This is a genomic window from Micromonospora sp. WMMD708 (assembly GCF_049315245.1).
Taxonomy (GTDB): Bacteria; Actinomycetota; Actinomycetes; order Mycobacteriales; family Micromonosporaceae; genus Micromonospora; species Micromonospora wenchangensis.
Window position 1 is genome coordinate 2597231 of the sequence record NZ_CP186060.1, and the last position, 23353, is coordinate 2620583.

General features: G+C 72.0%; 19 protein-coding genes. 18 read left to right on the forward strand and 1 reads right to left on the reverse strand.

Annotated features, from left to right (window positions below; genetic code table 11):
- The first annotated feature begins 19 nt into the window (after window positions 1-19).
- The 6 genes from ACN260_RS11400 (at window position 20) to ACN260_RS11425 (ending at window position 6999) form a co-directional block, all read left to right on the forward strand.
- On the forward strand, window positions 20-1654 hold the full coding sequence (locus ACN260_RS11400; protein ID WP_422755933.1) for an extracellular solute-binding protein: 1635 nt from the start codon (window positions 20-22) through the stop codon (window positions 1652-1654).
- Window positions 1655-1733: 79 nt separating this feature from the next.
- Complete coding sequence (locus tag ACN260_RS11405; RefSeq protein ID WP_422755934.1) at window positions 1734-3287, forward strand: GH39 family glycosyl hydrolase; 1554 nt, start codon at window positions 1734-1736, stop codon at window positions 3285-3287.
- Window positions 3284-3967 (forward strand): DUF624 domain-containing protein, encoded by a 684-nt coding sequence (locus tag ACN260_RS11410; protein WP_422755935.1) that lies wholly within the window; start codon window positions 3284-3286, stop codon window positions 3965-3967. The genes ACN260_RS11405 and ACN260_RS11410 overlap by 4 nt, the downstream gene beginning before the upstream one ends.
- Window positions 3964-6069 carry an alpha-glucuronidase gene (locus ACN260_RS11415; RefSeq protein ID WP_422755936.1) on the forward strand — a complete coding sequence of 702 codons (2106 nt, stop codon included), beginning with the start codon at window positions 3964-3966 and terminating at the stop codon, window positions 6067-6069. Before ACN260_RS11410 ends, ACN260_RS11415 begins: the two co-directional genes overlap by 4 nt.
- Before the next feature lie 65 nt (window positions 6070-6134).
- A complete protein-coding gene (locus ACN260_RS11420; protein ID WP_422755937.1) occupies window positions 6135-6578 on the forward strand; it encodes a helix-turn-helix transcriptional regulator in 444 nt (147 codons plus the stop codon).
- Window positions 6579-6588: 10 nt separating this feature from the next.
- Window positions 6589-6999 carry a VOC family protein gene (locus ACN260_RS11425; RefSeq protein WP_422755938.1) on the forward strand — a complete coding sequence of 137 codons (411 nt, stop codon included), beginning with the start codon at window positions 6589-6591 and terminating at the stop codon, window positions 6997-6999.
- A gap of 27 nt (window positions 7000-7026) precedes the next feature.
- On the opposite strand, the gene manD is transcribed toward ACN260_RS11425, so the two are convergent.
- Window positions 7027-8235: a D-mannonate dehydratase ManD gene (gene manD / locus ACN260_RS11430; protein ID WP_422755939.1), complete on the reverse strand. Its 1209-nt coding sequence runs from the start codon at window positions 8233-8235 to the stop codon at window positions 7027-7029.
- A 382-nt stretch (window positions 8236-8617) separates the two neighbouring features.
- On the opposite strand from manD, the gene araB reads away from it, so the two are divergent.
- From araB to ACN260_RS11490, 12 genes are all read left to right on the forward strand, one after another.
- Window positions 8618-10315, forward strand: coding sequence for a ribulokinase (araB, locus tag ACN260_RS11435; protein WP_422755940.1), 1698 nt, complete (start codon window positions 8618-8620; stop codon window positions 10313-10315).
- Window positions 10312-10989, forward strand: coding sequence for an L-ribulose-5-phosphate 4-epimerase (locus ACN260_RS11440; RefSeq protein WP_422755941.1), 678 nt, complete (start codon window positions 10312-10314; stop codon window positions 10987-10989). The genes araB and ACN260_RS11440 overlap by 4 nt, the downstream gene beginning before the upstream one ends.
- A gap of 166 nt (window positions 10990-11155) precedes the next feature.
- Window positions 11156-12172: an ABC transporter substrate-binding protein gene (locus ACN260_RS11445; protein ID WP_422755942.1), complete on the forward strand. Its 1017-nt coding sequence runs from the start codon at window positions 11156-11158 to the stop codon at window positions 12170-12172.
- Window positions 12173-12234: 62 nt separating this feature from the next.
- A complete protein-coding gene (locus tag ACN260_RS11450) occupies window positions 12235-13782 on the forward strand; it encodes a sugar ABC transporter ATP-binding protein (protein ID WP_422755943.1) in 1548 nt (515 codons plus the stop codon).
- Window positions 13779-14849, forward strand: a complete 1071-nt coding sequence (locus tag ACN260_RS11455; protein ID WP_422755944.1) for an ABC transporter permease — start codon at window positions 13779-13781, stop codon at window positions 14847-14849. Before ACN260_RS11450 ends, ACN260_RS11455 begins: the two co-directional genes overlap by 4 nt.
- Window positions 14846-15838, forward strand: coding sequence for a galactofuranose ABC transporter, permease protein YjfF (gene yjfF / locus ACN260_RS11460; protein WP_422755945.1), 993 nt, complete (start codon window positions 14846-14848; stop codon window positions 15836-15838). The genes ACN260_RS11455 and yjfF overlap by 4 nt, the downstream gene beginning before the upstream one ends.
- 31 nt (window positions 15839-15869) lie before the next feature.
- Window positions 15870-17375, forward strand: a complete 1506-nt coding sequence (gene araA / locus ACN260_RS11465; RefSeq protein ID WP_422755946.1) for an L-arabinose isomerase — start codon at window positions 15870-15872, stop codon at window positions 17373-17375.
- Between the two features lie 6 nt (window positions 17376-17381).
- Window positions 17382-18404: a LacI family DNA-binding transcriptional regulator gene (locus ACN260_RS11470; protein WP_232376994.1), complete on the forward strand. Its 1023-nt coding sequence runs from the start codon at window positions 17382-17384 to the stop codon at window positions 18402-18404.
- 327 nt (window positions 18405-18731) lie between these two features.
- Window positions 18732-21011 carry an FAD-dependent oxidoreductase gene (locus tag ACN260_RS11475; protein ID WP_422755947.1) on the forward strand — a complete coding sequence of 760 codons (2280 nt, stop codon included), beginning with the start codon at window positions 18732-18734 and terminating at the stop codon, window positions 21009-21011.
- Window positions 21008-21328 (forward strand): putative quinol monooxygenase, encoded by a 321-nt coding sequence (locus ACN260_RS11480; protein WP_422755948.1) that lies wholly within the window; start codon window positions 21008-21010, stop codon window positions 21326-21328. Before ACN260_RS11475 ends, ACN260_RS11480 begins: the two co-directional genes overlap by 4 nt.
- Window positions 21325-22614 (forward strand): cytochrome P450 family protein, encoded by a 1290-nt coding sequence (locus ACN260_RS11485; RefSeq protein WP_422755949.1) that lies wholly within the window; start codon window positions 21325-21327, stop codon window positions 22612-22614. Before ACN260_RS11480 ends, ACN260_RS11485 begins: the two co-directional genes overlap by 4 nt.
- An 18-nt stretch (window positions 22615-22632) precedes the next feature.
- Entirely contained in the window at window positions 22633-23304 is a 672-nt protein-coding gene (locus ACN260_RS11490) for a TcmI family type II polyketide cyclase (protein ID WP_422755950.1), read from the forward strand.
- The last annotated feature ends 49 nt before the right edge of the window (window positions 23305-23353 follow it).

A 23353-nucleotide genomic window follows, 5' to 3' on the forward strand; every position in this document is an offset into this window, starting at 1 on the left:
CTGACCGAAAGGACGAGCCATGTTCCACAGGACGTGGCGCCGCGTGGCGATAGCCACTGCCGGGCTGCTCACCCTCACCCTCGTCGGGGCCTGCTCCGACGACGCCCCGGACGCCAAGGACCTCGACGGCAACCGGGCCGGCGCGATGGCCGACTACGGGATCGACAAGCAGTTCAAGGCCACCGAACCGCTCTCGTTCTCCATCCTCTACAACAACCACCCCAACTACCCGCTCAAGGACGACTGGCTGTTCTGGTCGGAGCTGACCAAGCGGACCAACGTCAAGCTCGCCCCGGTGGCCGTGCCGCTGAGCGACTACGAGCAGAAGCGCAGCCTGCTCATCGGCGCCGGTGACGCACCTCTGATCATCCCGAAGACGTACCACCCGGCGGAGAACGCCTTCGTCTCCTCCGGCGCGATCCTGCCGGTGAGCGACTACCTGGACCTGATGCCCAACCTCAAGGACAAGATCGCCAAGTGGAACCTCCAACCGGAGTTCGACACGCTGCGACAGTCCGACGGCAAGTTCTACCTGCTCCCCGGCCTGCACGAGAAGCCGTGGGCGGAGTACTCGATCGCGGTGCGCACCGACATCCTCCAGCAGCTCAACCTCCAGATCCCCAGGACCTGGGACGAGCTGTACACCGTGCTCAAGGCGATGAAGGCGCGCTACCCCGACTCGTACCCGTACTCGGACCGGTGGAGCAAGCCGAACCCGGGCGGGGAACTGCTGAGCATCGTCGGCGCCGCGCACGGCATCCGGACCGGCTGGAGCTGGAACCCCGCCACCTGGGACCCGGCGGCGAAGAAGTTCGTCTACACCGGCGCCACCGAGCAGTACAAGCAGGTGATCGTCTACCTCAACAAGCTGGTGGCCGAGAAGCTGCTCGACCCGGAGAGCTTCACCCAGACCGATGAGCAGGCCCGGCAGAAGCTCGCCAACGGCAAGTCCTTCGTCATCGGCAGCAACGCCCAGACCCTGGTCAACGACTACCGCCCCGACCTGGCCAAGACCCTGCCGAACGCCAAGCTGACGAAGATCCCGCTGCCGGTCGGCCCGGCCGGCGAGATCAACCCGGCCAGCCGGCTGGAGAACGGCATCATGATCTCCAAGAAGGCCCGGGACAGCAAGAACTTCGTGGCGATGATGCAGTTCATCGACTGGCTGTACTACTCCGACGCCGGCCAGGAGTTCGCCAAGTGGGGCGTCGAGGGCACCACTTACACCAAGGACGCCGGCAAGTACACCCTCAACCCCGACGTCGACATGATCGGGCTCAACCCCAAGGGCAGCAAGCACCTCCAGAAGGACTTCGGCTTCGGCAACGGGGTGTTCGCCTACGGCGGCAAGCTCGACCTGGTGCAGTCGTTCTTCTCCCCGGAGGAGATGGAGTTCCAGAAGGTGATGAACGCCCGCACGCCGCTGCCGGTGGACCCGCCGGCCCCGCTGACCGACGAGGAGCGGGAGCAGGCGTCGCTGTGGGAGACCCCGCTCAAGGACCACGTGATCCAGAACACGCTCAAGTTCATCCTCGGCCAGCGGCCCCTCACCGAGTGGGACGCCTACCTCGGTGAGCTGAAGGCCAAGAACGCCGACCAGTACATCGGCCTGGTCAACAAGGCGCACGAGCGGTTCGAGAAGGACAACGGCTGACCGACCCGGCCCGGCCGGAACCCGTCCCGGGTTCCGGCCGGGCCGGGCACCGGACCGGCGAGCACCGGAGGACACCACGATGCGGATCACCGTTCCCGCCCGACCCGTGGGGCGGCTCACCGACGCCTGGCGGCGGTGTGTCGGCACGGGACGCTTCGAGTTGGCCCTGCGCCGCGACTACCAGGACTCGCTGGCCCTCATCCAGCAGGACATCGGGTTCCGGCACATCCGGGGGCACGGCCTGCTCAGTGACGGCGTCGGCGTCCACCGCCCCTACCACAACGGCGGCGAACGCCGGGTGCACCACTCGTTCACGTACGTCGACCAGGTCGTCGACGCCTACCTCGGCCTCGGCATCCGGCCGTTCGTGGAGCTGGGCTTCATGCCCGAGGCGCTGGCCTCCGGCGAGCAGACGGTGTTCTGGTGGCAGGGCAACGTCACCCCGCCCCGCTGCTGGAAGGAGTGGGGCGGCCTGGTCCGCGCCACGGTGGCCCACCTGGTCGACCGGTACGGCCTCGACGAGGTGCGCGGCTGGCCGATCGAGGTGTGGAACGAGCCGAACCTGCCCGACTTCTGGCAGGGCGCCGACCGCGACGCCTACCACCGCCTCTACGAGGTGACCGCGCACGCGGTCAAGGAGGTCGACGCCGGGTTGCAGGTCGGCGGCCCGGCCATCTCGCCCGGCGCGGACGACTGGTGGGAGCCCTTCGCCGACTTCGTCACCACGCACGACGTGCCTGTCGACTTCGTCAGCCGGCACGCCTACACCTCCGGTCCCGCCCAGCACGTGCCGTTCGGCACCCACCAGACACTGGCCCCGGCGTCGTCGCTGCTGGAACAGTTCGCCGCCCCGCGCCGGCACCTGTACGGCACCGCGCTGGCCGACCTCCCGGTGCACATCACCGAGTTCAACTCCTCCTACCGGCCGGACAACCCGATCCACGACACGGCCTTCCACGCCGCCTACCTCGCCCCGGTGCTGGCGGCCGGCGGCGACCTGGTCGACTCCTTCTCGTACTGGACGTTCAGCGACGTGTTCGAGGAGGTGGGGGTGCCGACCGCGCTGTTCCACGGCGGGTTCGGCCTGCTCACCCACCGCCAGATCAAGAAGCCCACGTACCACCTGTACGCGTTCCTGGCCCGCCTCGGCGGCGACGTGCTCGCCCGGGGCGTCGACCACCTGGTCACCCGGCACCCCGACGGACGGGTCGCCATCCTCGCCTGGGCCCCGGTGGACGTGACCGGCCTGCACCCGGTGCCCGACCGGCACCGGCTGGCCCTGTCGGTGCCGCTGGCCCCCGCCCCGACGACGGGCGGGCAGGTCAGCTCGGCCTTCCTGCTCCGCTCCTCGGTCAACGAGGACGCCGGCAACGCCTGGTCGGCCTGGAGCGAGATGGGCCGCCCCCGGTCCCCCCGAGCGGGGCAGCTCGACACCCTGCGGGAGGCCGCCGAACCAGCCCGCTCCCACCGCGCCCTGCCGATCACCGCCGGCCGGGTCGACCTCGACCTCGACCTGACCCGGCACGAGGTCACCCTCGTCGAGTTGGCCGCGGTCCGCGACGAGACCCCGCCGTGGTGGGACGAGACGCGGCTGCTCGGCGGCCCGCCGGCCGAACGGCAGGAGCGGTCGTGAGCGCGCAGACCTGGCGGGAGGTCGGCGACGGCCCGTTGTCGCGGGCCGCCGCCGCCGTGTACACCGTGCTCGTCGTGGGTTTCCTGCTGGTCCTCACCACCCTCCCCGGGCTGGTCGCGGTGCTCCTGCTCGGCCGTGACGCCAGCAACCTGCCGCTGGTGGCGCTCTGCCTGCTCCCGGTCGGTCCGGCCGTCTCCGCCGCCCTGTACGCCCTGCACCACCAACGCCCCGACCTGACCGACCTGCGGCCCGCCGCCCGGTTCCGGCAGGGCTACCGGGCCAACCTCGCGCAGGTGCTGCGGATCTGGATGCCGCTGCTGCTCTGGCTGACCGTCATCGCGGTCAACCTCGCCCACCTGTCCGTCGCGGGCGTCCCCACCGGCTGGGCGGTGCCGCTGCTCGCGACCGGGGTCGCGCTCACCCTGGCCGGCGGCAACGCGCTGGTGATCGCCTCGCTGTTCACCTTCCGCACCCGCGACGTGCTCCGGCTGGCGCTGTACTTCCTGGTCCGTACGCCCACCGTCACCGTCGGCACCGCCCTGCTGCTGGCCGCCGCCGGGGCGCTGACCGTGCTCGTCTCCGAGGCGCTGCCGGTGCTGCTGGCCGGCCCGTTCGTCCTGGCGTACCTGCGGGTCGCCACCCCGATGACCGACCTCGTGCGGAAGGAATTCACCCGATGACCAGCCCCGCCACCGCCCCGCCCACCGCCACCGGGGCGGCGCAACCGCCGCCGCACCCGGCGTGGCTGCCGCCGGAGGCGTTCCGGGCGATAGGTGCCCGTCGGGTGCTGGTGCACGGCGACGGTCCGCTCGTCGACACGGTCCACGACGAGGTGGCCCGCGCCTGCGCACGGCACGGCGGGCGGGTGCAGCGGACCGTCGCCGGGCCGGTCGACCTGGTGCTCGCCCTGCGCGACTCGGGACCGCTGCCCGAGGTGGTGCCGCCCGCCGCGACGGCGGCCCCGGGCCCCGACGGCGGATCGCCGGGCGACGAGGGCTTCCTGCTGGCCCGCTGCGACGGCGTCACGGTCGTGCTGGCCGACGCCCCGGTCGGACTGCTGTACGGGCTGTTCCACCTGGTCCGCCTCGGCGAGGCCGCCTTCACCGGGGAGCAGCCGGCGCGGGTGCATCTGCCGGTGCTGCGCCGCCGGATGCTCGACCACTGGGACAACGTGGCGGTGCACCCGGTGATGGGGCAGGTGGAGCGGGGCTACGCCGGGGGGTCGATCTTCTGGCGGGACGGCCGGCCGCGCGGCGACCGGGAGCGGCTGCGGGCGTACGGGCGGCTGCTCGCCTCCACGGGGGTCAACGCGATCTCGGTGAACAACGTCAACGTCGGCCACACCGAGGCGCTGCTGCTCACCGACCGGCTCGACGACGTGGCCGAGATCGCCGACCTGCTGCGCCCGTACGGCGTCCGGGTGCACCTGTCGGTGACCTTCGCCGCCCCCGTCGTCCTCGGCGGCCTGTCCACCGCCGACCCGCTCGACGACGGGGTACGCGACTGGTGGGAGAGCACCACCCGCCGGGTCTACGCGCGCATCCCCGACTTCGGCGGGTACGTGGTGAAGGCCGACTCGGAGGGGCAGCCCGGCCCGTTCAACTACGGCCGTGACCACGCCGACGGGGCGAACCTGCTGGCCGGCGCGCTCGCCCCGCACGGGGGAGTGGTGCACTGGCGGGCGTTCGTCTACGACCACCGGCAGGACTGGCGGGACCGGACGACCGACCGGGCCCGCGCCGCGTACGACCACTTCGCCCCGCTGGACGGGCGGTTCGCCGACAACGTCGTGCTCCAGGTGAAGTTCGGCCCGGTCGACTTCCAGCCCCGCGAGCCGGTCTCGCCGGTGATCGCCGCCATGCCGGCCACCCGGCTGGCCGTCGAGTTGCAGGTGACCCAGGAGTACACCGGCCAGCAGTGGCACGCCTGCTACCTCGCCCCCTGGTGGCACGAGGTGCTGGCGTTCCGGCCGTGGGGGCCGGCGGAGCGCAGCGTCGCCGACGTGCTGGCCGATGTGCCCGGCCCGGGGCCGCGCCGGGGCGGCGACCTGGTGGCCGTGGCCAACGTGGGCGACGACCCGTTCTGGTGCGGGCACCCACTGGCCCAGGCCAACCTGTACGCCTTCGGCCGGCTGGCCTGGGACCCGCGGCTGGACCCGGCGGCGCTCCTCGACGAGTGGATCGACCTGACCTTCCCGGCGTCGACGGTCGGTGACCCGGCGCTGGTCCGCGAGACGCTGCACGCCGTGCTGGACGACTCGTGGCGCACCTACGAGCGGTACACCGCCCCGCTGGGTGTCGGCTTCATGGTGAACCCGGCCGGCCACTACGGGCCGGGGGTCGACGGCTACGAGTACAGCCGGTGGGGCACCTACCACTTCGCCGACCGCGACGGCGTCGGGGTGGACCGGACCCGGGCGACCGGTACCGGCATGACCGGACAGTACCCGCCGCCCTGGTCCCAGGTGTACGAGTCGCTGGAGCAGTGCCCGGACGAGCTGCTGCTCTTCTTCCACCACGTGCCGTACTCCCACGTGCTGCACAGCGGCAGCACGGTCATCCAGCACATCTACGACACCCACTTCGCGGGGGTGGAGGAGGTGGAGGCGATGCGGGACCGGTGGGCCCGGCTGGCCGGGGTGATCGACCCGGCGGTGCACGACCGGGTCACCGAGCGTCTCGCCGAGCAGCTACGCTGCGCGACCGAGTGGCGGGACCAGGTCAACACGTACTTCTTCCGTAAGTCCGGGGTGCCCGACGCCCGGGGCCGCCACATCCACTGACCTGGGTGCCCGCCCCGCCCCGGGTGGCGTCGACGTCGGCCGGCGGAACCTGGCACGATCACGGGATGACCGGCCGACCCGCTCCCGACCAGCAGCTGCGCGACCTGGCCCGGCTGCGCCGGGTGCGGGACCGGATCGACCGGGAGTACGCCCGACCGCTGGACGTCGAGGCGCTCGCCCGGGGCGTGCACATGTCGGCGGGTCACCTGAGCCGGCAGTTCCGCCGCGCCTACGGCGAGTCACCGTACTCCTATCTGATGACCCGGCGCATCGAGCGGGCGATGGCGTTGCTGCGCCGAGGCGACCTCAGCGTCACCGAGGTCTGCTTCGCGGTCGGCGGCTCGTCGCTGGGCACCTTCAGCACCCGCTTCGCCGAGCTGGTCGGCATGCCGCCGAGCAGCTACCGGGCGCTGGCGGCGCAGGGGTCGGCCCAGTTGCCGCCGTGCCTGACCCGACAGGTGACCCGACCGGTCAGGAATCGAGAAGCACCCGCCCCGGTCATCACCTAGCGTGAGCGGCATGGATCTCACCATCGACACCTGCGTCCTGCCGCACGACGACCCGGACGCCTCGCTGGCCTTCTACCGCGACGTCCTCGGCTTCGAGGTCCGCAACGACGTCGGCGCCGGGAAGATGCGTTGGATCACCGTCGGGCCACCCGGCCAGCCCGGCACGTCGATCCTGCTGGCCCCGCCGGCGGTCGACCCCGGGATCACCGACGAGGAACGTCGGACCATCGCCGAGATGATGGCCAAGGGCACCTACGGCTGGCTCATGCTGGCCACCGGCGACCTCGACGCCACCTTCGAGAAGGTGCAGGCCGGCGCCGCCGAGGTCGTCCAGGAGCCGATCGACCAGCCGTACGGGGTGCGCGACTGCGCCTTCCGCGACCCGGCCGGCAACCTGATCCGGGTCAAGGAGTTGCGCTGACCTTCGGCGGCCCGGTGTCGCCCCGGCTCACCAGGGGTGGACGGTGCCGTCCTCCAGCCGGTTGACCGGCAGGTACGCCGGGGCGTACGGGTAGCGGGCCGCCGCCTGTTCGTCGATGTCCACCCCGAGGCCGGGGGTCTCCGCCGGGTGCAGGTAGCCGTCGGCGTAGTGGTAGCCGTGCGGGAAGACCTCGTCGGTGGCGTCGGTGTGCCGCATGTACTCCTGCAGGCCGAAGTTGGGGATGGCCAGGTCGACGTGGAGGGCGGCGGCCATGCAGACGGGGGAGAGGTCGGTGGCCCCGTGCGAGCCGCTGCGCACGTGGTGCAGCGCCGCCAGGTCGAAGATGCGCCGTAGGTGGGTGATGCCACCGGCGTGCACCACCGTGGTGCGGATGTAGTCGATGAGCTGTTCCCGGATGAGCTGGGCGGCGTCCCAGATGGTGTTGAACACCTCGCCGACGGCGACCGGGGTGGTGGTGTGCTGCCGGATCAGCCGGAACCCCTCCGGCAACTCGGCGGGGACCGGGTCCTCCATCCAGGTCAGCGCGTACGGCTCCAGGCTCTTACCGAGCCGGGCGGCCTCGATCGGGCTGAGCCGGTGGTGCACGTCGTGCAGCAGCCGCAGGGTGGGGCCGAACTCGTCGCGTACCCGGGCGAAGACCGTCGGGACGTGCGCCAGGTACCGCGCGGTGGACCAGGTGGCCTCGCTGGGCAGGGCCGCGTCGGCCGGCTCGTAGAACAGCTTGTCGGCGCTGACCCCGTAGGTCTTCGGCAGGCCGGGTACGCCGCACTGCACCCGGATCGCCCGGTAGCCGAGGTCCACGTATCGGGCGACCTCGACCAGCACGTCCTCTATGGTCTCGCCGTTGGCGTGCCCGTAGACGGTGACCCCGTCGCGGGACCGGCCGCCGAGTAGCTGGTAGACCGGCAGGCCGGCGACCTTGCCCTTGATGTCCCACAGCGCGGTGTCCACGGCGGCGATCGCGCTCATCGTCACCGGCCCGCGCCGCCAGTAGGCACCCTGGTAGAGGTACTGCCAGGTGTCCTCGATCCGGGCCGGGTCGCGTCCGATCAGCAGCGGCACGACGTGGTCGCGCAGGTAGGACGCGACGGCGAGTTCCCGGCCGTTGAGGGTGGCGTCCCCGACGCCGGTGACCCCCTCGTCGGTGACGATCTTCAGGGTGACGAAGTTGCGGCCCGGACAGGTCACGATGACCCGGGCGTCGACGATCCTCATACGGCCTCCTGCGGGTGGCGACGAAGGCCGGGTGGTCCGTCTCGGGCGGACGAGGGCCGTGGTCCGTCGCGCGGGCACGGCAGGTGGGCGCGACGACGCCGGTGGACCGGTCGTCGCCCGTCCGGCCCGGCTCCGGGCCCGCCGCGCGGTCGCCCCGAAGTTTGGAACCGCCGCGCGGGCGTGTCAAGGGTCGGCCCGACCGGACGGATGTGACCGCTCACCTGTTCGGCGTATGTCGGCTGCTCGATGGCTGGTCGGAGCGGTGATCGTGGATGCCGTGCCGGGGCCGCTCAGGATGGTTACGGCAGTGTTACATGGATGCGCCTTGACGGATTCCATGTGAGCGCTAACACTTGCCCCCAACGATTGAACGGAGAACGGCATGGATGCAGGCGCGAAGCCGCAGGACCGGTACGTCGTCGGCGTCGACTACGGCACGCTGTCGGGTCGGGCGCTGGTGGTGCGGGTCGGCGACGGCGCCGAGCTGGGCACGGCGGTGCACGAGTACCGCCACGCGGTGATGGAGACGACGCTGGCCGTCGACGGCCAGCCCCTGCCGGCCGACTGGGCGCTGCAGGACCCGGACGACTACCGCGAGGTGCTGCGCCGGGCGGTGCCCGCCGCGCTCGCCGAGAGCGGCGTCGACCCGGCCCAGGTGGTCGCCATCGGCATCGACTTCACCGCCTGCACGGTGCTGCCCACCCTGGCCGACGGCACGCCGCTGTGCGAGCTGCCCGACCTGCGGACCCGCCCGCACGCCTGGGTGAAGCTGTGGAAGCACCACGCCGCCCAGCCGCAGGCCGACCGGATCAACGCGCTGGCCCACGCCCGGGGCGAGTCCTGGATCGGCCGGTACGGCGGCAAGATCTCCGCCGAGTGGCAGTACGCCAAGGGGTTGCAGCTGCTGGAGGAGGACCCGGAGGTCTACGCCCGCGCCGAGCGCTGGATCGAGGCCGCCGACTGGATCGTCTGGCAGCTGTGCGGCGTCGAGACCCGCAACGTCTGCACCGCGGGCTACAAGGGGCTGCTCCAGGACGGCCACTACCCGTCCCCGGCGTACCTGTCCGCGCTGAACCCGGGCTTCGCCGACTTCGTCGCCAAGATCGACGGGCCGCTGGCGCAGCTCGGCACGCGGGCCGGCGGGCTCACCGCGCAGGCCGCCGCCTGGACCGGGCTGCCGGAGGGGATCGCGGTGGCCGTCGGCAACGTCGACGCCCACGTCACCGCCGCCGCCGCGCAGGCGCTGACCCCCGGCCGGCTGGTCGCCATCATGGGCACCTCCACCTGCCACGTGGTCAACGGTACCGAGCGGGCCGAGGTCGCCGGCATGTGCGGCGTGGTCGACGGCGGGATCAGCGCCGGCTCCTGGGGCTACGAGGCCGGCCAGAGCGGCGTCGGCGACATCTTCGGCTGGTTCGTCAAGCACGCCGCCCCCGCCGGGTACGCCTCCCACGAGGAGTTGACCGCCGCCGCCGCGGCCCAGCCCGTCGGCGCGCACGGCCTGGTCGCCCTGGACTGGTGGAACGGCAACCGCTCGCTGCTGGTCAACCACGACCTCAGCGGGGTGCTCGTCGGGCTCACCCTGGCCACCCGGCCGCCGGACGTCTACCGCGCGCTGCTGGAGTCCACCGCGTTCGGCACCCGCATGATCATCGAGGCGTTCGCCGAGGCGGGCGTCCCGGTCGACGAGCTGATCGTGGCCGGCGGGCTGACCGGCAACAGTCTGCTGATGCAGATCTACGCCGACGTGACCCGGCGTCCGCTGGGCATCATCGGCTCCGCGCAGGGCCCGGCCCTGGGCTCGGCGATCCACGCGGCGGTCGCGGCCGGCGCGTACCCCGACGTGCCGACCGCCTCGGCGGCGATGGGCCGGGTCGACCGCGAGGTCTACCGGCCCGACCCGGAGCGCGCCGACGCCTACGACGCGCTCTACGCCGAGTACCGCCGGCTGCACGACCACTTCGGCCGGGGTGGTGACGACGTGCTGCTGCGGCTGCGGGCGATCCGCAACGCCGCCCGGCGTCCGGCCGTCGCGCCCACCACCGGACCGACCACCGACCCCCTGGAGGTGCCGGCATGACCCTCGACCTCGACACCGAGGTGGCCCGGCTGCGCGAGCAGGTGGCCACCCTGCACGGCGAGCTGGTGCGCTACAACCTGGTGGCCTGGACGGCCGGCAACGTCTCGGCCCGGGTGCCGGGCCGGGAGCTGATGGTGATCAAGCCGAGCGGGGTGTCCTACGACGACCTGCGGCCCGACAACATGATCGTCTGTGACCTCGACGGTGTCGTGGTCGACGGTGACCTCTCGCCGTCCAGCGACACCGCCGCCCACGCCTACGTCTACCGGGCGATGCCCGAGGTCGGGGGCGTGGTGCACACCCACAGCGGGTACGCCACGGCCTGGGCCGCCTGCGGCGAGGCGATCCCGTGCAACCTCACCGCCCAGGCCGACGAGTTCGGTGGTGAGATCCCGGTCGGTCCGTTCGCGCTCATCGGCGGGGACGACATCGGCAAGGGCATCGTGGCGACCCTGTCCGGGCACCGCTCACCGGCGGTGCTGATGCGCAACCACGGCGTGTTCACCATCGGCAAGGACGCCCGCGCGGCGGTGAAGGCCGCCGTGATGTGCGAGGACGTGGCCCGCACCGCCCACCTGGCCCGGACGCTCGGCACCCCGGTGCCGATGGCCCAGGCCGACATCGACTCCCTCTACGACCGCTACCAGAACGTCTACGGGCAGTCGGGGCCGTAACGCCCGACCGTCCGTCCTCGCCACCGGCCCGCCCCGGCGGACCGGTCGATCCACCGCAACCCGATGCACCACCCCTGGAAGGTCCGGCCCGTCCGGCGTGCCGTGCCGGCCGGTCCTTCCGCGCACGCACCATCCCCCACCTCATCCCCGTACAAGGAGTCTTCACATGGCGAAGACCGGTATTACCCTCACCCGGCGCGGCCTCGGCGCGATGCTCGCCGTCGGCCTGCTGGCCGGCGGACTCGCCGGCTGCGGCAACAGCGACACCGGCGGCGACGGCGACAGCGGCAGCAGCGGCGGCAACGGCAAGCTGGTCATCGGCTTCTCGCAGGTCGGTGCGGAGAGCGGCTGGCGCACGGCGAACACCAACTCGATCAAGGAGTCGGCCGCCGAGGCCGGCTACGAGCTGAAGTTCGACGACGCGCAGGGCAAGCAGGAGAACCAGATCAAGGCGATCCGCAACTTCATCCAGCAGAAGGTCGACGTGATCGCCTTCTCGCCGGTGGTGGAGTCGGGTTGGGACACCGTGCTCAAGGAGGCCAAGGACGCCAAGATCCCGGTGATCCTGACCGACCGGGCCGTGGACTCGGCCGACAAGAGCCTCTACAAGACCTTCATCGGCTCGGACTTCGTCAAGGAGGGCCGGCTCGCCGGGGAGTGGCTGGTCAAGGAGAAGTCGGCCGCGACCGGTCCGGTGAACATCGTCGAGCTGCAGGGCACCACCGGTTCGGCGCCGGCCAACGACCGCAAGAAGGGCTTCGCCGAGGCGATCGCCGCCAACCCCAACCTGAAGGTCGTCGCCTCGCAGAGCGGTGACTTTACCCGGGCCGGCGGCAAGCAGGTCATGGAGCAGTTCCTCAAGGCCAACCCGAAGATCGACGTGCTCTTCGCGCACAACGACGACATGGGCCTGGGCGCGCTGGAGGCGATCACCGCGGCGGGCAAGACGCCCGGCAAGGACATCACCATCATCACCATCGACGCGGTCAAGGACGGCATGCAGGCGCTCGCCGACGGGAAGTTCAACTTCATCGCGGAGTGCAGCCCGCTGCTCGGCCCGCAGCTGATGGACCTCGCCAAGAAGGTCGCCGCCGGCGAGGAGGTCCCCGCCCGGGTCGAGACCGAGGAGACCACCTTCACCCAGGAGCAGGCCAAGGCGGCCCTGCCCAACCGGAAGTACTGATCCGACCGGAGGCCGCCGCGTTCGGCGCGGCGGCCTCCGCTTCCGAGGAAAGGTTCGGTGGGATGTCGGAGAGGCATCCGGTCCTGACGATGACCGCGATCAGCAAGATCTTCCCCGGGGTCCGCGCCCTCGACGGCGTCGACCTGCGGCTCTTTCCCGGTGAGGTGCACGCCCTGATGGGCGAGAACGGCGCCGGGAAGTCAACCCTCATCAAAGTGCTGACCGGCGTCTACGGCACCGATTCCGGCACCATCACCCTCGACGGCGCGGAGGTTTCCTTCTCCGGCCCGATGCAGGCCACCGCCGCCGGGGTGAGCACCGTCTACCAGGAGGTCAACCTCCTGCCCAACCTGTCGGTCGCGGAGAACATCTACATCGGCCGGGAGCCGCGCCGCCTCGGCGCGGTCAACTGGCGCGAGATGCGCCGCCGGGCCAAGGACCTGCTCGCCCGCATCGACCTGCACATCGACGTCACCGAACTGCTCGGCAACTACTCGCTGGCGGTGCAGCAGATGGTCGCCATCGCCCGCGCTGTCGACATCCGGGCCCGGGTGCTGATCCTCGACGAGCCGACCTCCAGCCTGGACGCCGACGAGGTGGCCCAGCTGATGCGGATCATGCGGCAGTTGCGCGACGACGGCATCGCGATCATCTTCGTCACCCACTTCCTCGACCAGGTCTACGCCATCGCCGACCGGATCACCGTGCTGCGCAACGGCCGGCTCGTCGGCGAGTACCTGACCAGCGAGCTGCCGCAGATCGCGCTGGTGGAGAAGATGATCGGCAAGGAGCTGGACGCCCTGGAACGCCTCGACGAGGCGACCAGCGGCGAGGACCGGGCGGCCCTGGAGTCTGGCACCCCGCTGGTGGCCGCCGACGGGCTCGGCAAGTCCGGTTCCGTCGCCCCGTTCAGCCTCACCATCCACCAGGGCGAGGTGGTCGGCCTGGCCGGTCTGCTCGGCTCGGGGCGTACCGAGGTCGCCCGGTTGTTCTTCGGCGCGGACCGCGCCGACGCCGGCCGGCTCGCCGTGGACGGCACCCCGGTGACGATCCGCAACCCGGTGGCCGCCATCGACCGGGACATCGCGTTCTGCTCCGAGAACCGCCGCACCGAGGGACTGGTGGGCGAGCTGTCGGTGCGGGAGAACATCATCCTGGCGATGCAGGCGGCCCGGGGTTGGCTACGGCCGCTGCCGCGCCGCCGGCAGGACGAACTGGTCCAGCACTGGATCACGGCGTTGAGCATCCGGCCGGCCGACCCGGAGATGCCGGTGCGCAACCTGTCCGGCGGCAACCAGCAGAAGGTGCTGCTGGCCCGCTGGCTGATCACCGAACCCCGGCTGCTGATCCTCGACGAACCGACCCGTGGCATCGACATCGGTGCCAAGACCGAGATCCAACGCCTGGTCGCGCAGCTCTCCGACGGCGGGATGGCGGTGCTGTTCATCTCCGCCGAGCTGGAGGAGGTGCTCCGGCTCAGCCACAAGGTCGCCGTCATGCGGGACCGGCAGCTGGTCACCGAGCTCACCAACGACGACACCCTCGATGCCGCCCGCGTCATGCAGGTCATCGCCAGCGGCAGTTCCCAGGAAGGGTCGGTGCCGGCATGAGCACCGTACGGGCCCGCGCTGCGGGCGTCACCGGTCACCGGCTGTTCTGGCCGCTCGTGGTGCTGGTGCTGCTGCTGGTGGCGAACGCCGTCTACCGGCCGAGCTTCCTGTCGGTCGAGCTGAAGAACGGCCACCTCTACGGCAGCCTGATCGACATCGTCCGGCTCAGCGCCCCGCTGATCCTGGTCGCCCTGGGCATGTCCCTGGTGATCGCCACCGGCGGCATCGACCTGTCGGTGGGCGCGGTGGCGGCGGTCGCCGGCGCGGTCGCCTGCCTCTACATCAGCGAGCAGCCCGACCAGAACAGCGTGGGCGTGGTGCTCACCGCGGTGGCGCTCGGCTTCGGGGTGGCCCTGCTGCTCGGGGCCTGGAACGGCATCCTGGTCGCCGGGATCGGCATCCAACCGATCATCGCCACGCTGATCCTGATGGTGGCCGGCCGGGGTCTGGCCCAGCTGATCGCCGAGGGGCAGATCATCACCATCAACAGCGGGCCGTACAAGGTGATCGGGGTCGGGCACCTGCTGACCCTGCCGCTGGCGATCGTCATCGCCCTCGCGGTGACCGTACTGGTGGCGGTGCTGACCCGGCGGACCGCACTCGGCATGATCATCGAGTCGGTCGGCGGGAACGCCGAGGCCAGCCGGCTGGCCGGCATCCGCTCGCGCCGGATCACCTTCCTGGTGTACGTGGTGAGCGCCGCCTGCGCCGCCATCGCCGGGTTCATGATGACGGCCAACGTCTCCAGCGCCGACGGCAACGCGGTGGGCCTCTGGGTCGAGCTGGACGCGATCCTGGCCGTGGTCATCGGCGGCACCGCGCTGGCCGGCGGCCGGTTCTACCTCGGTGGCACCGTGGTCGGCGCGCTGCTCATCCAGACCCTGACCACCTCGGTCTACGCCATGAACATCGACCCGCAGACGTCCCTGCTGTTCAAGGCGGTCGTGGTGATCGTGGTCTGTCTCATCCAGGCCCCGGCCTTCCGGGCGCGGTTCCGCCGTCGGCGCAGCGTCCCGGTCACGCCGGTGGAGCCGGTCGGCACAGAGAAGGAGCAGGTTCCGGCATGACCACGACCCCGTTGGCCGCCCGTCCGGGTCGTGCCTGGTGGCGGGTGCCACCCCGGCACGTACCGGTGCTCGCCACCGCGGCCCTGCTGCTGGTGATGTACGCCATCGGCGTCTCCCAGTACCGCGCGTTCTCCAACATCCAGGTCGTCTTCAACGTCTTCATCGACAACGGCTTCCTGCTGGTCGTCGCGGTCGGGATGACCTTCGTGATCCTCACCGGCGGCATCGACCTGTCGGTCGGGTCGGTGGTGGCGATGACCGCGATGGTGTCGGCCTCGTTGCTGGGCAACGGGCTGCACCCCGCCGTGGTGCTGGTGATCGCTCTGCTGATCGGCCCGATCCTCGGGTTCGCGATGGGCTGCGTGATCCATTTCTTCGACATCCAACCCTTCATCGTCACCCTCGCCGGGATGTTCTTCGCCCGGGGCGTGTGCACCTGGATCAGCACCACCTCGATCCCGATCACCGACGGCTTCTGGACCAGCGCCGCCCAGCACCGCATCCACCTCGGCGAGAACTTCGTCTCGGTCGGCGCGCTGATCGCCGTCGCGGTGGTGGCCGTGGCGGCGGCCGTGCTCGCGTACACCCGGTTGGGCCGCAACGTGTACGCCATCGGCGGCAACCAGCAGTCGGCGCTGCTGATGGGCCTGCCGGTGGGCCGGACGAAGATCGCGGTCTACACGATCAGCGGGCTCTGCTCGGCGATCGGCGGCATCCTGCTGTCCTTCTACACCCTGTCCGGTGCCCCGCTGATCGCGGTGGGCATGGAGCTGGACGTGATCGCGGCGGTCGTCATCGGCGGCACCCTGCTCACCGGCGGGTCCGGCTACATCTTCGGCACCCTGCTCGGGGTGCTGGTGCTCAGCATCATCCAGACGTTGATCACCTTCGACGGCACCCTCAACTCGTGGTGGACCAAGATCGTCATTGGTGGCCTGCTGTTCGTGTTCATCCTGCTCCAACGCCTCGTCGGCATCCGCACCAAGTAACCCTCGCCAGCCCCACCGGAAGGCAACGCCCATGACCAACCCATCCCCGGCCGCCGAGGTCTGGTTCCTCACCGGCAGCCAGGGCCTGTACGGCCCGGAGACCCTGCGCCAGGTGGCCGAGCAGTCCCGGCGGATCGCCGAACGACTCGACGCCGACCCGGCCGTCCCGGCCCGGGTGGTCTGGAAGCCGGTGCTGACCTCCAGCGCCGAGATCCTCGCCGTCTGCCGCGACGCCGCCGTACAGGGCGCGGTCGGGGTGATCGCCTGGATGCACACGTTCTCCCCGGCCAAGATGTGGATCTCCGGGCTGGACGCGCTGCGCACCCCGCTGCTGCACCTGCACACCCAGGCCAACGTGGAACTGCCCTGGTCCGAGATCGACATGGACTTCATGAACCTCAACCAGGCCGCCCACGGCGACCGGGAGTTCGGGTACGTCCAGACCCGGCTCGGCGTCGCCCGCAAGACCGTCGCCGGGCACGTCAGCGACCCCCGGGTCGCCGCCCGGATCGGCGCGTGGACCCGGGCCGCGATCGGGCACGCCGAGATGCGGTCGCTGCGGCTGGCCCGCTTCGGCGACAACATGCGCGACGTGGCGGTCACCGAGGGCGACAAGGTCGAGGCCGAGCTGCGCTTCGGCGTCTCGGTGAACACCTACGGGGTCAACGACCTGGTCGAGGCCGTCGATGCGGTCGCCGACGCCCGCATCGACGACCTGGTCAAGGAGTACGACGACAGCTACCGGCTGGTCGACGCACTGCGTTCCGGTGGGGACCGGCACGACTCGCTGCGCTACGCCGCCCGGATCGAGGCGGGGCTGCGCGACTTCCTCGACGCCGGTGGGTTCCGCGCCTTCACCACCAACTTCGAGGACCTGGGCGGGCTGCGGCAGCTGCCCGGCCTCGCGGTGCAGCGGCTGATGGCCGACGGGTACGGCTTCGGCGGCGAGGGCGACTGGAAGACCTCGGTGCTGGTCCGCACGCTCAAGTCGATGTCCGTCGGCACCACCGGCGGCACCTCGTTCATGGAGGACTACACCTACGACCTCACCCCCGGGCGGGAACTGGTGCTCGGGGCGCACATGCTGGAGGTCTGCCCGACCATCGCCGCGGCCACCCCGAACGTCGAGATCCACCCGCTGGGCATCGGCGGCCGGGAGGACCCGGTCCGGTTGGTCTTCGACGCCCAGCCCGGCCCGGCCGTGGTGCTCGGCCTGGCCGACATGGGGGAGCGGTTCCGGCTGGTCGCCAACGAGATCGACGTGGTCGCGCCGCCGTACCCGCTGCCGAAGCTGCCGGTGGCGCGGGCGGTGTGGCGGCCCCGGCCGGACCTGGCCGCGTCGGCGGAGGCCTGGCTCACCGCCGGCGCCCCGCACCACACGGTGCTGTCCCAGGCCGTCGGCGTCGAGGAGCTGCACGACCTCGCCGAGATGGTCGGCACCGAGCTGGTCGTCATCGACGCCGACACCACCCCCCGCCGGTTCGCCGACGAGCTGCGCTGGAACCAGGCCTACTACCGCCTGGCCCGGGGTTTCTGAGCCGCCATGGGCCAGCAGCGGCCCGAACGCGCCGCGGTGATGAGCGACGTCGCGCAACTCGCCGGGGTGTCGCACCAGACCGTGTCCCGGGTGCTCAACAACCACCCGAGCGTTCGGCCGGAGACCCGGGAGCGGGTGCTGCGTGCCGTGCACCAGCTCAACTACCGGCCCAACGCCCTGGCCCGGGGGTTGGCCGGCCGCCGTTCCCGGGTCATCGGCGTGGTCAGCTTCGACACCATCCTGTTCGGGCCGGCGGCCACCCTGCTGGGCATCGAACGGGCGGCCCGCGCCGCCGGGTACGGCATCAGCATCGTCACCCTGGAACGGTTGGACCGTAGCGGGATGCGCTCGGCCATCGACGCGCTGACCGAGCAGTCGGTGGCCGGCGTCGTCGTCATCACCCCGATGATGACGGCGTCGGTCGCCGTGCACGGCCTGCCCACCGGGGTGCCCGCCGTGGTGGTCGAGGCCAGCGGGGAGCGCGGCGAGCTGCCCAGCATCTCGGTCGACCAGGTGGCCGGGGCCCGGCTGGCGGTCCGGCACCTGCTCGACCTCGGCCACGAGACGGTCTGGCACATCGCCGGCCCCCGGGACTGGCTGGAGGCCCGGGACCGGGTCGACGGGTGGCGACAGACCCTGGAACAGGCGGGCCGCCGCGTCCCGCCGGTCATCGTCGGCGACTGGAGCCCCCGGGCCGGCTACGAGTTGGGGCAGTCCCTGGTGGAGCGCCCCGACGTGACGGCGGTGTTCTGCGCCAACGACCACCAGGCGCTCGGCCTGCTGCGCGCCCTGCACCAGCGGGGCGCGCGGATTCCCGAGGACGTGAGCGTCGTGGGCTTCGACGACATCCCCGAGGCCGAGTACCTCTCCCCGCCGCTGACCACCGTGCGGCAGGACTTCGACGAGGTCGGCCGCCGGTGCGTGGCGGCCCTGCTGGAACTCTTCGACGGCACCGGCGCGGGCACCCCCCGCCCCCAGGTCGAACCGGAGCTCGTGGTCCGCGCGAGCAGCGGCAACCGCCGCCCCTGACCCGCCCGGCGGCAGCCCCGCCCAGCCGGCGGTAGCTCTGCCCGGTCCCGCCCGCCCCGCCGCGCGGATGCGGTGTCGCCGGTGCGCGGCGTCGCCCTCCGATCCGTACCGGTGCCGGCAGCGGGCCCGCTGAGCCGACCCGGCGGCGGCTGACCACGCGGAGCCGGCCGGTGGGTCGTCCCGGTGGCGTCAACGGGCGGCGACCCGGGTCGGCCCGCCGGTGACGGCGGGGTGACGTGCGCTGCGACAGGGTCGGACGGCGACGGCCGGTACGGGTGTGCCGGCGGTCGGGACCCCCGTCTCGGGCAGGCCGTCAAGGGAGACCCCATGATCAGGACAATGCTCCGGGTCCGCGCGCGCCCCGGCGCCGGACAGCGCGTCCGGTCGGCGTGGCGGACGGCCGCGGTGCAGATCGCCGCACTGCCCGGCAACCTGCACCGGGAGCTCCTCCTCGACGCCAACGACCCGCACACGTTCGTGCTCGCCACCGAGTGGACCGACGACGACGCCCTGCGCGACTACGAGGAAGGCCCGGTGGCCGCCCGCCTCGCCGCCGCGTTGCGTGACGGGTGCGAACCGGCCACCGCCGACGACCGCCGGGTGATGCGCGACGAGCCGGACGGCGACCCGACGATCCTGGTGGACGTCGAGGTCACCGTCCCGGCCGACCGGCTCGCGGAGTTCCACCGGGGCCACGCCGAGGTGACCGCCCGGATGGCCGGGGTCCCCGGCTACCTGCGCGAGGACCTGCTGCGCGAGCCCGACTCGGATGTCCACCACATCTTCGCCGAATGGCGTTCCGCGGCGGAGTTCCACCGCTGGGTCGCCAACCCGGCCCACGCGCGGGAGGAGGCCGGGCCGATCGCGCCGTTCCTGCTCGACTTCCGCCGCCGACTGTTCCACCCCACGACCCGTCCCGGCCTCGACCGGGCAGCCAGCACCGGTAGGGAGACCGACGTGCACACGACAACGGACGTACTCATCGTCGGGGCGGGGCCGACCGGGCTGACCGCCGCCGTCGAACTGGCCCGGCGCGGCATCGACTGCCGGGTGGTGGAGAAGTCGGTGGCCCCGCCCGGCCAGGCCGACAAGGCGATCGGGGTGCACTGCCGCACCATGGAGATCTGGGCCGAGCAGGGCATCGTGCGGGAGGCGATGGACGCCGGCAGTTGGCTCACCGGCAACGTGGTCTTCGTCAACGGCACGCAGACCCACCGGATGAGCTGGGAGCTGCCCGGCCTGCCGTACGCACACCTGGGCCTGCCCCAGTACGAGACCGAGCGCATCCTCACCGAGCGGCTGGCCACCCTCGGCGTCCGGCCGCAGCGCGGCGCGGAGCTGACCGGGTTCACCCAGGGCTCGGACGGCGTGCTGGCCACCCTGACCCTCGCCGACGGCAGCATCCGCACCGTGCGGGCGCAGTACCTGATCGGCGCCGACGGCGCACACAGCCGCGTCCGTGACCTGCTCGGGTTGACGTTCTCCGGTGGGCTGGGCCGGTTCCCGCAACTGTTCATGCTCGCCGACGTCGACGTGGACTGGGACATGCCCGACGGTCACCTGCTGCGCTTCCTGCACGAGACCGACGGCCGGATGGACGGCATGCTGGTCTGCGTACCGCTGCGCGGGGAGGGCCGGTACCGGATCGCGACCCTCGCGCCACCCCGGTTCTTCGCCCAGACCGGCGGCCGGGACGCCCCGCCCGGGTTCAGCGAGGAACTGGCCGAACCGACCCTCGACGACGTGCAGGCGGCGCTCGACCGGTTGGCCCCGCCGGGCACCCGGGCGGCGAACCTGCGCTGGTCGTCGGTGTTCCGGATCAGCCACGGCATCGTCGACCGGTACGGCCACGGCCGGGTCTTCGTCGCCGGGGACGCGGCCCACCTGCACCCGCCGGCCGGGGGACAGGGGATGAACACCGGCATCCAGGACGCCTGGAACCTGGCCTGGAAGGTGGCGCTGGCGGTACGCGGGATCGCCGCCCCCGGCCTGCTCGACAGCTACGAGGCCGAACGCCGCCCGGAGGGCGAGGAGATCGTCGGCCGCGCGGTACGGATGGCGTTCACCGACGAACTGGACCGCGCCGACCTGGAGCGGCAGTTCCTCCAGGAGATGTCCATGCTGCTCAGCTATGCCGACAGTCCACTGGTCGGCGAGTGTGTCACCGACCCGGACGGGCTGCGGTCAGGCCCGCGTCCCGGCGACCGCGCCCCCGACCTGGGCGGGTTGCGGCGGCGGGGGGTGGGGCATCCGCTGCGGCTGCGTGACCTGACCGCCGGCACCCGGCACACCCTGCTGCTCTACGCCGACGCCTCGGCCGACCCGGCGGCGGTGGCCGCCGTGCCGGGGCTCTGCGCCGACGTGCGCGCCCTCACCCGGGGTGAGGTCGACGCGTACCTGCTGGTCAGCCCGGATGCCGAGGTGCCGGGGCTGCCCGTGCCGCCGGTGGTGGTCGACGCCGAAGGTGAGTTCCGCACCGGGTACGGGGTGACCGGCACCGCCCTGTACCTGATCCGCCCGGACGGGCACGTCGGCTTCCGCAGCCAGCCGATCGACGCCGACGCGTTGCGCAAGAACCTGAACCTGGTCTTCGGTGGTGTGCGATGACGCCCGTGCGCACGGTGCTCGCCATGCGTACCCGGGAGGGCTGCGCGGAGCGGTTCGAGGCGGAGTGGCTCTCGGCGGCGGAGCAGATCCGGCAGCTCGACGGGTGCCTGCGCCAGGACCTCGTCCGCGACGCCGAAGACCCGCGCAGCTACCTGATCATCAGCGACTGGGCGGACCGGGAACGGTTGGACGCCTTCGGCCGCAGCGAGCACCGCGACCGGCTGCTGCGGGTGGTGCGTGACCTGCGGGAATCCGCCGAACGACACACCTACCAGGTGCTGCACAGCATGCCCAGCGCGCCCGAGGAGACGAGATGACCGAGCCGCTGCCCGCCGCACAGCTCTACACCGAGCAGTTCGCCGCCGACCCCTACCCGTCCTTCGCCCGACTGCGCGCGGACGCGCCGGTCTGCCCGGTCAGCTCACCCCGGTTCGACTCGTACCTGCTGACCCGGTTCGACGACGCGCGCACGGCGCTGACCGACCCCCGGCTGTCCAAGGACCTCTACGGCCCCGGGCAGCACTACCTGCAGATCTTCGGCCCGAACTCCGAGGCGCTGAACCGGAACATGCTCAACTCGGACCCGCCGGAGCACACCCGGTTGCGCCGGTTGGTGTCGCAGGCGTTCGCGCCCCGCCGGATCGAGGCGCTGCGCCCCCGGGTACGGCAGATCGTCGACGACCTGATCGACGGGTTCGTCGCCCGGGGCCGGGCCGAGCTGATGCACGACTTCGCGATCCCGCTGCCGATGGTGGTGATCTGTGAACTGCTCGGGGTGCCCCGGGCCGACCAGGAGCGGGTGCTGGACTGGACCCAGGTGATCCGTACCTCCGGGTCGTCGCGGCGACCGCCGGAGCAGGAGCGGGCGGCGGTCGGCGAGGCGCAGGTACGGCTGCATCACTACCTGGCGGAACTGGTGGCCGCCAAGCGGGCCGCCCCGGCCGACGACATGATCAGCGCGTTGATCGACGCCTGCGACCAGGACGGCAGGTTGTCCGAGGCGGAACTGGTCACCACCACCTTCCTGCTGCTGTTCGCCGGGCACCAGACCACCGCCGACTTCCTGGGCAACGCGACGGTCGCCCTGCTGACCCACCCCGACCAGCTCGACCTGCTGCGGAACACCCCGGAGCTGCTGCCGTCGGCGATCGAGGAGCTGCTGCGCTTCGACGGCCCGCTGCCGGTGGCCAGCCCCCGGGTCGCCACCGAGGACGTCGAGTACGGCGGGGTGCGCATCCCGGCCGGGTCGATCGTCGGCGTGGTGCTCAACGCGGCCAACCACGATCCGGCGCACTTCGTCGACCCGGACCGGCTGGACCTGCGCCGGGTCCGGGGCCCGCACCTGGGGTTCGGTCACGGCGTGCACTACTGCCTCGGCGTGTCGCTGGCCCGGATGGAGGCCCAGATCGGCCTGGCGGCGCTGCTGCGCCGGCTGCCCGGGTTGCGCCTCGCCGTACCGCCCGCCGAGCTGCGCCGGTTGCCGGCGGCGTCCCCGTTCCGGGGCCTGCTGGAGCTGCCGGTCCGGTTCGCCGCCTCCGCCCCGCCGGTGGCGCACCCGCCGGCCAGCCGTCCCCGCCCCACCGAGCCGACCCGTACCGCCTGAATCCCCGAGGAGTTTCCGATGACCTTCCGCAACGTGATCGTCTGCCGCATGGTGCCGGGCAGCGAGCAGACCGTCGCCGACGTGTTCGGGTACTACGACCGGACCACCCGCCCGCAGGACCTGGGGGTGGTCGGGCGGACCCTGCTGTCCTTCCACGGCCTCTACATCCACCTGATCGAGCGGAACGCGGACCCGAGGGTGACCGGGCAGACCCGGGGCCTGCCGGCCTTCCAGCAGATCGCCGAGCAGATCGCCCCGTACGTGACGCCCTACCCGAGGGACTGGAAGAACCCGTCGGACTCGGTGGCGAAGGAGTTCTACTCCTGGGCACCGGCCGAGCCGCCGGCCGCCGGGGGCGAGCCGAGCCGGACGGTCATCGTGGCCCGGATCAAGCCGGGCGCCGAGCCGACCGTGGCGCAGATCTTCGCCGAGTCCGACGCCGGCCCGCTGCCGGCCATGATGGGGGTGACCGGGCGGTGGCTGTACTCGATCGACGACGTCTACCTGCACGTGCTGGAACGCGTCGGCGAGTCGTTCGACGGCGCCGTCGAACAGCGGCACGACCAGCCGGTCTTCGCCAAGATCATGGACGATCTGAGCCCGTACATCAGCCCGTTCGACCCGGACTCCTGGGAAAGCCCGTTGGACGCGGTGGCGACGGAGTTCTACCGGTGGCGGGCGCAGGATTGAGCCGGTCGGCCGGCGGGGGCCCGCGTGGCGCGCGCCCCCGCCGGGGTGT